The 9,015-nt window shown below is 71.7% G+C and carries 9 protein-coding genes; 3 read left to right on the forward strand and 6 right to left on the reverse strand.

Translation table 11 applies throughout. The features are described 5' to 3' along the window. The first annotated feature begins 645 nt into the window (after positions 1 to 645). On the forward strand, positions 646 to 1,443 hold the full coding sequence (locus ACFPZN_RS55135; protein ID WP_378293273.1) for a hypothetical protein: 798 nt from the start codon (positions 646 to 648) through the stop codon (positions 1,441 to 1,443). On the opposite strand, the gene ACFPZN_RS55140 is transcribed toward ACFPZN_RS55135, so the two are convergent. The 3 genes from ACFPZN_RS55140 to trxA form a co-directional block, all read right to left on the reverse strand. After that, positions 1,378 to 2,211 carry a putative RNA methyltransferase gene (locus tag ACFPZN_RS55140; protein ID WP_378293275.1) on the reverse strand — a complete coding sequence of 278 codons (834 nt, stop codon included), beginning with the start codon at positions 2,209 to 2,211 and terminating at the stop codon, positions 1,378 to 1,380. The two genes, ACFPZN_RS55135 and ACFPZN_RS55140, sit on opposite strands and share 66 nt — an antisense overlap. A gap of 50 nt (positions 2,212 to 2,261) precedes the next feature. Beyond that, complete coding sequence (locus ACFPZN_RS55145) at positions 2,262 to 2,633, reverse strand: Hsp20/alpha crystallin family protein (protein WP_378293277.1); 372 nt, start codon at positions 2,631 to 2,633, stop codon at positions 2,262 to 2,264. A 284-nt stretch (positions 2,634 to 2,917) separates the two neighbouring features. After that, on the reverse strand, positions 2,918 to 3,274 hold the full coding sequence (gene trxA / locus ACFPZN_RS55150) for a thioredoxin (protein WP_378293279.1): 357 nt from the start codon (positions 3,272 to 3,274) through the stop codon (positions 2,918 to 2,920). A gap of 133 nt (positions 3,275 to 3,407) precedes the next feature. On the opposite strand from trxA, the gene ACFPZN_RS55155 reads away from it, so the two are divergent. Next, positions 3,408 to 4,448: a sigma-70 family RNA polymerase sigma factor gene (locus ACFPZN_RS55155; RefSeq protein ID WP_378293281.1), complete on the forward strand. Its 1,041-nt coding sequence runs from the start codon at positions 3,408 to 3,410 to the stop codon at positions 4,446 to 4,448. Between the two features lie 244 nt (positions 4,449 to 4,692). Next, on the forward strand, positions 4,693 to 6,033 hold the full coding sequence (locus ACFPZN_RS55160; RefSeq protein ID WP_378293288.1) for a class II 3-deoxy-7-phosphoheptulonate synthase: 1,341 nt from the start codon (positions 4,693 to 4,695) through the stop codon (positions 6,031 to 6,033). Positions 6,034 to 6,319: 286 nt separating this feature from the next. Here the strand turns inward: ACFPZN_RS55160 and ACFPZN_RS55165 are convergent, their stop codons facing one another. The 3 genes from ACFPZN_RS55165 to ACFPZN_RS55175 form a co-directional block, all read right to left on the reverse strand. Next, a complete protein-coding gene (locus tag ACFPZN_RS55165; RefSeq protein ID WP_344588797.1) occupies positions 6,320 to 6,688 on the reverse strand; it encodes an ATP-binding protein in 369 nt (122 codons plus the stop codon). A 133-nt stretch (positions 6,689 to 6,821) separates the two neighbouring features. Beyond that, complete coding sequence (locus tag ACFPZN_RS55170) at positions 6,822 to 7,151, reverse strand: STAS domain-containing protein (RefSeq protein ID WP_378293284.1); 330 nt, start codon at positions 7,149 to 7,151, stop codon at positions 6,822 to 6,824. 31 nt (positions 7,152 to 7,182) lie between these two features. Next, positions 7,183 to 9,015: SpoIIE family protein phosphatase (locus ACFPZN_RS55175; protein ID WP_378293286.1), on the reverse strand; the 1,833-nt coding region annotated here is incomplete at its 5' end.

Here is a 9,015-nt window from a genome sequence, read left to right on the forward strand (position 1 = left end):
TCAGGAAAAAATCCCAGCAAAACACCAACCCGTACACGGGCCGGTGCACTGCCTCAAAGAAATCCCCACCACGAACCCCCTACAAGAAGGGACCGCGGCCACGGGGTGGTCCGACCTAAACGGTCGAACCTATAAAGGCACTGGCTTTTAACACGCTGTTGAGTTCTCAAGAAACGGACACCCACCGCGTTCGCGCCCACTCTCGCGGGCCCGTCCTCCGGGGCAACCCTTCTAACTTACCAGGTCGTTCTCGGCTGTCAAGTTGATCTGCGAAGATCTTTTCGACATCTGAGAGTGATCCGGTTCCCGCGTACCAAGATCCGGCGTGCCCGAAGGCCGCCTTCTTGATCCTTGGGTAGTGCCCATCGGGCCGGCCACCTTGCGGCGTCCTGCATCCCGTCTCGGGCTGACCGACTCATCGTACAACAGGCCGAGCGGAGCTCGAACCGGTTTTGAGTCGGCCCGCCGGGGCCGTCCGCCTCTCGGCGTCCCGCATCCCCTTGGGCATGGATGACTTTAGGCGCACGGTCCGGACTCGTCAAATCAGTCCCTCGGGTCCCGTCCGTCTCTGGAACATCGCAGGTCACGCCGTACATAGGCGGGGCGCATTCGGGTACCGTGCGCTCCAGTCGGTCGCCTCGTGGCATGACCCCCCGCATCCCCTGGAGGCTCGGCGTGAAGGGAACTTCTTCCACCCGCCGTTCGGCCGAACGCCTGGTCGTCGCGGCGACCATGGGGCCGACCGTGCACAGCGTCCATGCGTGGCGTTTCACGGTGGTGCCCGGGCTGATCGAGGTACGGGCGGATCCGGACAGGTTCCGCGCGACCGGTGACCCCACGGGACGGAGGCTTCATCTGAGTTGCGGCGCGGCACTGGTCAATCTCCGCCTGGCCGCCGCGCAGCTCGGGCGCGAGGCCGTCGTCCGGCTCCTGCCGGATCCGTCGAGCCCCGCCCTCCTCGCGACGGTCCGCGTATCGGGCCGGCATCGTGTCACCAGGTTGGAGCGTCTCCTGTACGCGGCGACGCTCCGGCCGCTGCCGTCCGCGGGCGGTGGTACGGCCGCCAACGATCCGCTGCCGTCCGCGGTGCTGACCGAGCTGGCGGAGTCGGCACGGCTGGAGGGGGTGACCCTTCATCACCTGCCCGCCGACGGCCTCGTTCCGCAACGGGTCGTGCTGACCACCCGAGGCAGCGCCCCCGCCGACTGGCTACGTGCGGGCCAGGCGTTGCAGCGGGTGCTGCTCAGCGCGGCCACGCGTTCGGTCGTGGCGCGGTTCCGTTTCCAGGCGTACGGCGACGTCTCGTGGAACGTCCTGGAGGTGGTGCAGCCCGGCGACGTTCCCCAGGTGTTCCTTGAGCTGCGTCAGGATCGGCGTTCACTGCTCAAGGCGGCGGTACACCGAGAGCACGAAGGACAGCGGCACTGGCAGCGGATCGGGTAGCTCCGCGAGCCGCTTGTCCAGTTCTTCGGCTGGGACGTGGTGGGCGCTGGGCCCCATGCCCACGAGCGTGGCCGCGTCGTCCCGCGTCATCATCACCTCGGTCTCGAGCCCTTCACGGGTCTCCAGGGTGAAGCGGTCAGCGAGTGCCGTGTCCATGCGTTCGGTCTTCTGCTCGTCGACCGTCAGCAGCCCCAGGGAACTCACCAGCGTGCCCAGGTGGCGTTCCGACGGGGTGACGGCGTAGAGCGTCCCGCCCGGTTTCAGGACTCGCTGGAATTCGGCGGCGTTGCGCGGTGCGAAGACGTTCAGGATGGCGTCGGCCGCGGCGGACCGTACCGGCAGGGGGCGCCACAGGTCCGCGACGATCGCGCCTATGCGCGGGTGCGCGCGCGCTGCGCGGCGGGCCGCGTGCTTGGAGATGTCGAGGGCGAGGCCGACCGCCCCAGGCGAACGGTCCAGGACTGAGCGCAGGTAGTGGCCTGTGCCGGCTCCGGCGTCCAGGACGACCTCAAGGGGGCCCGCCACGCGATCGCTGAGCAGTTCCGTGAGCGGGGCGAAGTGGCCCGCTCCCAGGAAGCTCTCCCGTGCGCGCACCATCTCGGGGGTGTCCGCCGTGCCCGGCCGTGCGTGCCCTGAGAGCAGATTCGCGTAGCCCTGCCGGGCGATGTCGAACGCATGCCCGGCAGGGCAGCGCAACGCGCTGGTCTGCAGTGCGAGGCTGTCTCCGCATACGGGGCAGGCGAGGTGTTCGACGACGTCGGCCAGCATCCGTCCATCATCGACGATGCGCCGGCCCCGCCGGTGCGCGGCCCGCCCGGTCAGCGGCGCAGCGGCGAGGGGTCCCGGCCGGCGCCCGGCAGCGCGATCGCCACTTCCAGGACGCCGTTGCTGTAGCGGGTCGTCAGCGTGTCGCCGTCGGCCTCGTCCGGAAGCGTCATCACCCTGCGGAAGAGGCCGTAGGGGATCTCGGCGCGGTGCCGGGCCTTGTGGTCGTCACGGCGGATCGCCTTGATCTCGACGGTGTCCCCGCGCACCGAGACGTCGATGTCGCGGGCGGGGTCGACTCCGGGCAGGTCGGCGCGGATCACGTAGACGCCGTCCTCGACGTAGTCCTCGGCGCGAATGGGGCGCCCGGCCTGGCGGAGGCGGGCTACGGGCGCCGATCGGGCGACCCGGCGGAGTGGTCTCATCGGTCGCTCCTCCCTGACGGGCTTACGGGGTTGGTCTATCCGAAACCCTGGTCGGGTGAACGCGTCCAGGGGGTCGAATGGGCATGCTCCGCCCTCGCGTCTGGGCCTCGGTGGCACGTCCGCTTTCGGTCATCGCGGCGCGCCCCGGGTTCCGGGCCCTCCGGATATGCGGCGGGCGCCCCGCACCATGCGGCCGCACCGGAGAGACCGGGCGGCCGCATCGCGCATGGCACAACTGAAACCGCCCTGGGGAAGGCCGGGGCGGCTTGGAGGAGCAGAATCGGTCAGGAGGACTTGAGGCGGCTGCGGACGTCCTCCATGTCGAGCCCGCGCACCTGCTCGATCACGTTCTCCAGCGTCGGCGCAGGCAGGGCCCCGGGCTCGGCGAACACGATCACCCCGTCCCTGATCGCCATCAGCGTCGGGATGGAGGCGATGCCGAAGCGCTCGGACAGCTCCTGCTGGGCGTCGGTGTCGACCTTGCCGAAGACGATGTCGGGGTGGTTCCCGGCCGCCTTCTCGAACACCGGCGCGAACCGGCGGCACGGACCGCACCATTCCGCCCAGAAGTCGACCAGCACGATCCCGTCGCTCTGGGCCACCTCGTCGAAGTTCTCCGCGGTCAGTGTGACCGTCGCCATGTCATTCGCTCCTCGCTCGGGGTATCAGGACGGGTAGAGCGGTCAACGGCCTCGCAGTATTCCCCACCCGGGAATCACAGAGGGGTAATTAGGCGTTGTGCCTTCAGGGAGATCGCATCGGAGAAGGGTCAGGATGGCTGCAACCCGTACCAAGGGCGACAGGGTCGACGCCCCCGACAAGGATCTCGTCGGGGCGTATCTCGACCGGATCGGCCGCACGCCGCTGCTGGACGCGGTGGAGGAGGTTGATCTGGCGAAGGCGATCGAGGGGGGCCTGTACGCCGAACAGCTTCTGGAGCAGGGGACTCCGCCCGAGGGGGCGACCCTGGAGGAGCTCGAAGAGCTCGTCGAGGCGGGTCTGCGCGCCAAGCGCAGGTTCGTGGAGGCCAACCTCCGGCTCGTGGTCTCGATCGCCCGCAAGTACCCCACCGACTCGCTGCCCCTGATCGACCTCATCCAGGAGGGCAATCTGGGACTGATGCGCGCGGTGGAGAAGTTCGACTATCGCCGCGGCTACAAGTTCTCGACGTACGCGACATGGTGGATCCGCCAGGCGATCGGGCGTGGGCTCAGTCACACCGCCCGGACGATCCGGCTGCCCGTCCACGTGGAGGAGGAGCTGTCCCGGCTGCGCCGCGCCGAGCGGCAGCTGGGCCGCGAGCTCGGCCGCGAGCCGAGCCGGGAGGAGCTGGCCGAGGCGGTCGGCGCCGAGCCCGAGCACGTGGACGAGCTGATGCGGTGGCGCCGCGACCCCGCCAGCCTGGACGCGACCGTGGACGACGCCGGCGAGACGCCGATGGGCGATCTTCTGGAGGACCCGGAGGCCGTGACGCCGGAGGCGGAGATCCTCGCCCTGGACGATCTGGAGGGCCTGGCGCGGCTGCTGGAGCGGCTTCCCGAGCGGGAGTCGGCGATCCTGCGGGCCAGGTTCGGGATGGACAACGGGCAGCCGCTGTCGTACGCGCAGATCGGCGCCCGGTACGGCCTGAGCCACAACCGGGTGCGGCAGATCACCGACCGTTCGCTGCGGCGGCTGCGGCAGCTGGCGTCGGACGCCGACCTCAGCGGCCGCCGGGCGCTGGCGGGCACCGCCGCGGCCTCCGGTCCCGCAGGGGACGGGGAGCCGATGCGCGGGCGGCCCATGCGCGACACCACCCCCTCCAAGGCGGCCTGATCGCCGGATCCGAGTGACATCGATGTCCGTCCAGCCCGTGTGAGCGTTTCCCCCCAGGGACGGTCCGAACGATCTTCGGGCCGTCCCTCGCGCTTTCCGCGGGGGCCGGGGCTCCACGGGGCCGGGGGCGTGCTCGCCACGCCGTGCGCCCCATGCCGCGGGCCCGGCGTGCCATAGCCTTGTCCCGTCCAACGCAAGACTCCGCTCCACCGACCGTTCGCAGGGTAGAGATCTCGACATGGCCATGAACAACACGGGGGACCTCGACGCCTGGCGCGACCTCCCCGCACTCCAGCAGCCCGAGTGGGACGACCCGGCCGAGGTACGGGTCGTCGCCGAGGAGCTCGCCAAGCAACCGCCCCTGGTGTTCGCCGGCGAGTGCGACCAGCTCAGGGAGCGTCTCGGCGAGGTCGCCCGGGGCGAGGCGTTCGTGCTCCAGGGCGGCGACTGCGCCGAGACCTTCGAGGGCTCCAACGCCGACGCGGTCAAGAACAAGCTCAAGACGCTGCTCCAGATGGCGGTCGTGCTGACCTACGCCGCCAGCGTGCCGGTGGTCAAGATCGGGCGGATGGCGGGGCAGTACGCCAAGCCGCGGTCCAAGCCCACCGAGAGCCGGGGCGGCCTGGAGCTGCCCGCCTACCGGGGGGACGCCGTCAACGGCTTCGAGTTCACCCCTGAAGCGCGGCGGAACGATCCCTGGCGGCTGCTGAAGGCCTACCACAGCGCGGCGGTCACGCTGAACCTGTGCCGGGCGTTCACCAAGGGCGGCTACGCCGACCTGCGGCAGGTGCACGCGTGGAACCAGGATTTCGTGGCCAGCAGCCCGGCGGGGCGCCGCTACGAGCAGGTGGCCGGGGAGATCGACCGCGCGCTGACGTTCATGAAGGCGTGCGGCGTCAATCCCGACGAGTTCCACAGCGTGGAGTTCTACTCCAGCCACGAGGCGCTGCTGCTGGAGTACGAGCGGGCTCTGACCCGGGTCGACAGCCTCAGCGGGCTGCCGTACGACGTGTCGGCCCACCTGGTGTGGATCGGTGAGCGCACCCGGCAGCTGGACGGGGCGCACGTGGAGTTCCTGCGGCACATCCGCAACCCGATCGCGGTGAAGCTGGGGCCGACCTCGACGGCCGACGACGCGCTGGCGCTGATCGATCGGCTGGACCCCGGCCGGGAGCCGGGCCGGCTGACGTTCATCACCCGGATGGGGGCGTCGAAGGTGCGGCAGGCGCTGCCGCCGCTGATCGAGAAGGTGGAGCGGAGCGGGGCCCGGGTCGCCTGGATCTGCGACCCGATGCACGGCAACACCTTCGAGGCGCGCGGCGGGCACAAGACGCGCCGGTTCGACGACGTGCTGGACGAGGTCACCGGGTTCTTCGAGGTGCACCGGGCGCTGGGCACCCACCCCGGGGGCATCCACATCGAGTTCACCGGCGACGACGTGACCGAGTGCGTCGGCGGCGGGCACCCGATCGACGAGGACGATCTGCACCAGCGGTACGAGACGGCGTGCGACCCGCGTCTCAACCGCGGTCAGTCCCTCGACCTGGCGTTCATGGTCGCCGAGCTCTACCGCAAGACCCACTGACGGCGGCCGCCTCACCGACCGTCCGGCTCCCCCAGCGAGCCGGACGGTCAGTGGAACGAACGTCTCAGCCGGGCACGAGCCGGGAACGGGCGCCTCACCGGACGTGACCGCCTCAGCCGCCTCCGCGACCGCACAACGACCTCAGGTGTTGCGAGCGCGTCCGAAGGCAGGTTCAAGCGAAGCGAGAACCTGATCGCGGAGCGAGCCGCCAGGCGAGTTCGGAGCGATGCAGCGCTCGCCGTAGGCGCGACAAGCGACGAGCGCCAGCGAGGAGCGCAGCTCGCGCCTACACAGAAACCTCGGCCCAGACGACCTTGCCGCCGGTGACGGGGTCGGCGCCCCAGTCGTTGGCGAAGCGGTCGACGATGAACAGGCCGCGGTGCGATTCGTCCAGCGGCCCGGGGACGGTCAGCCGGGGCATCTGGGCGGCCCGGTCGCGGACCTCCACGCGGACCCGGCCCGGGCTGCGCAGCAGGCGCAGCTCCAGGGCGGTGCCGGCGTGCAGCACGGCGTTGGCGACGAGCTCGGCGACGATCGCGGTCACCAGCTCCTCGCGCTCCATCAGGGCCCAGGTGCGCATGGTGCGGGCCGCCAGCCTGCGGGCGTACTCGACCGCCTCGGTCTGGGGGGCCGCACGCAGTGTGGTCTCGGTCATGGGATCGCTCACCCAGCGCTCGCCGTGCAGGGTCGGGTACTCACCGTACAGGACCCGGCACCCACCGTGCGGGCTTTCGGCTTCGCGGTGCGGGGCCGCCGGGCGGTGCCGCGGCCCCGGGCGCCGTCGCCCATCAGCCGACCCCCTCCCCCGCCGCCCCGCCGATGAGGAAGCGGTCCAGGCCGGTGGTGCGCAGGACGTTCTCGACCCGGCCGTAGGCCCCGGTGACGGTGAGCGTCGCGTTCTGGGCGCGGGCGTGCTTGTAGGCGCGGACCAGCACGTTCAGGCCGGAGGAGTCGCAGAAGTCCACGGCGGTCAGGTCGACCACGACCTCGCGCTCGCCGGAGTCGACGAGCTCGGTGAGCCGCGCCCGCAGCTCGTCCGAAGAGTGCAGGTCGATGGAGCCGCGCGCGGCGATCGTCGCGCGGCCGTCCTGTCGTGTCGTGTGCAGAGCAAGCCCCACGCCACCCCACCTTACCGATTGTTGAGCTCCATCATGACGCCCGGAGAACGATGAGGGCAACGTCGTCGCCCGACGGTTCGGGACCGAAATCACGTACCGCGCGCTGGATCCGGGCGGCCACCGCGCCCGCGCTGAGCCCGGTGCAACCGGACAGAAGTCTTTCCAAACCGTGACCGTCGCCGAGCAGCCGGGCCCCTGAACGGCGTTCGGTGACTCCATCAGTAACACACAACAGCACCTGGCCGCGGCGCAGCTGGACGGTCTCGGTGCGGAACTCCACCCCGTCGAACACCCCCAGCAGCGGCTGCGGGGAGGCGGCCTCGGTGACCTTGCCGTCCGGGTCCAGGACCAGCGGCGGCGGGTGGCCGGCGCTGGTCAGCCTGATCGAGACGCCGTCGCGGCGGGCCCGCGCGGCGATCTCGCCGTGCAGCAGGGTGAGCAGCCGGCCGCGCTCGCCCTCGGCGAGGATGAGCCGGTTGAGCCGGGCCAGCACGTCGGGCACCGACATGTCCTCGGCGGCCAGGATCCGCAGGGCGTGCCGGGCCAGGCCGGTGACGGCGGCGGCCTCCGGGCCGGTGCCGCACACGTCGCCGATGGCGAAGCGCCAGCGGGAGGCCTTCGCGGACAGGGTGGCGGGGCCGGTGGTCTCGAAGACGTCGTAGAAGTCGCCGCCGACCTCGCTGCCCTCGCCGGCCGGCTCGTACACCACCGCGACCTCCAGGCCGGGGATGTCGGGGATGGCGGGCGGCAGCAGGCTGCGCTGGAGCGCGCTGCTCATGGCGGTCTGCTCGGAGTAGAGCCGGGCGTTGTCGACGGCCAGGGCGGCGCGGCGGGACAGCTCCTCGGCCAGCTCGATGGCGCTGCGCGGGAAGCGGTCGCCGGGCGGGCGGCCGATCACGATGGTGCCGATCCGGCGGCCGCGGGCGATCAGCGGGAAGGCGTAGGCCTGGTCGGCGGCGGTGGCCCCGGCCGCGGCCCGCACGTCCGGCGGGGCGGTGGCCAGGCCGTTCCAGGGGCCGGGCGAGTCCATCGGGGGCGCCATGTCGGCGTGCTCCAGCAGCTCGCGCAGGCCGTCGGAGCGGGTCTCGTCGGCGTGCCAGACGTAGGCCAGGCGGGCGGCGCCGGCGTCGGTGACGGTGTAGACGGCGCACCAGGTGGACAGCCGGGGGACGACGAGCTGGGCGACCAGGGCCATGGTGCGCTCCTGGTCGAGGGTGCCGGCGAGCAGGTCGCTGGCCTCGGCGACGAAGCTGAGCCAGCCGCGCCAGGACCGTTCCAGCTCGCCCACCCTGGCCTTCTCCAGGGAGAGCGACATCTCGTCGGCGATGCGGCCGAGCCGGGTCGCGGTGGACTCCTCGAAGCGGCCCGGGGCCGCGGACACGGCGACGACGACGCCGGTCAGTCGCCCCTGGGACTCCAGGGGCGCGGCCGCGAGGGAGCGGGCCCGCAGGGCGGCGGCGATGGGGTCGGAGGCGTCGGAGGACACCCAGGGCGAGCCGGCGCGGGCGTCGGGGCCGAGGTTGACCACCGACAGCTCCCCCAGCGGCACGTCGCCGGGCAGGCCCGCGGAGGCGCCCAGCACCAGGCGCCCGTCGCGCTCGGTGAGCAGGACGGCGGCGGCGTCGGCGTCCAGGACGTCGCGGACGGTGGTGACGGCGGTCTCCAGCGACTCGCGGGCGGCCGGGGAGCGCAGCATGCGGTCGCCGGCGCCGGGCAGCGGGGCGGCGGCGTCGCTCGCGGCCGCGTCCCGCAGGCTCCGCCCGCCCAGCGCGTCGCGGTCGCTGCCGGTCAGGTCCATCACGTCGCCGCGCTGCATGATGTCGTAGTACCACTTGGCGTTGGCCGGGCTGAGGTTGAGGCAGCC

Origin of the sequence: Actinomadura rugatobispora, assembly GCF_042656285.1 — a bacterium.
Taxonomy (GTDB): domain Bacteria; phylum Actinomycetota; class Actinomycetes; order Streptosporangiales; family Streptosporangiaceae; genus Spirillospora; species Spirillospora rugatobispora.

Excerpts from the sequence above, each read along its gene's own strand:
- ACFPZN_RS55135 (WP_378293273.1), top strand. The coding sequence starts at position 646 with ATGACCCCCCGCATCCCCTGGAGGCTCGGCGTGAAGGGAACTTCTTCC.
- ACFPZN_RS55140 (WP_378293275.1), bottom strand. The coding sequence starts at position 2,211 with ATGCTGGCCGACGTCGTCGAACACCTCGCCTGCCCCGTATGCGGAGAC.
- ACFPZN_RS55145 (WP_378293277.1), bottom strand. The coding sequence starts at position 2,633 with ATGAGACCACTCCGCCGGGTCGCCCGATCGGCGCCCGTAGCCCGCCTC.
- trxA (WP_378293279.1), bottom strand. The coding sequence starts at position 3,274 with ATGGCGACGGTCACACTGACCGCGGAGAACTTCGACGAGGTGGCCCAG.
- ACFPZN_RS55155 (WP_378293281.1), top strand. The coding sequence starts at position 3,408 with ATGGCTGCAACCCGTACCAAGGGCGACAGGGTCGACGCCCCCGACAAG.
- ACFPZN_RS55160 (WP_378293288.1), top strand. The coding sequence starts at position 4,693 with ATGAACAACACGGGGGACCTCGACGCCTGGCGCGACCTCCCCGCACTC.
- ACFPZN_RS55165 (WP_344588797.1), bottom strand. The coding sequence starts at position 6,688 with ATGACCGAGACCACACTGCGTGCGGCCCCCCAGACCGAGGCGGTCGAG.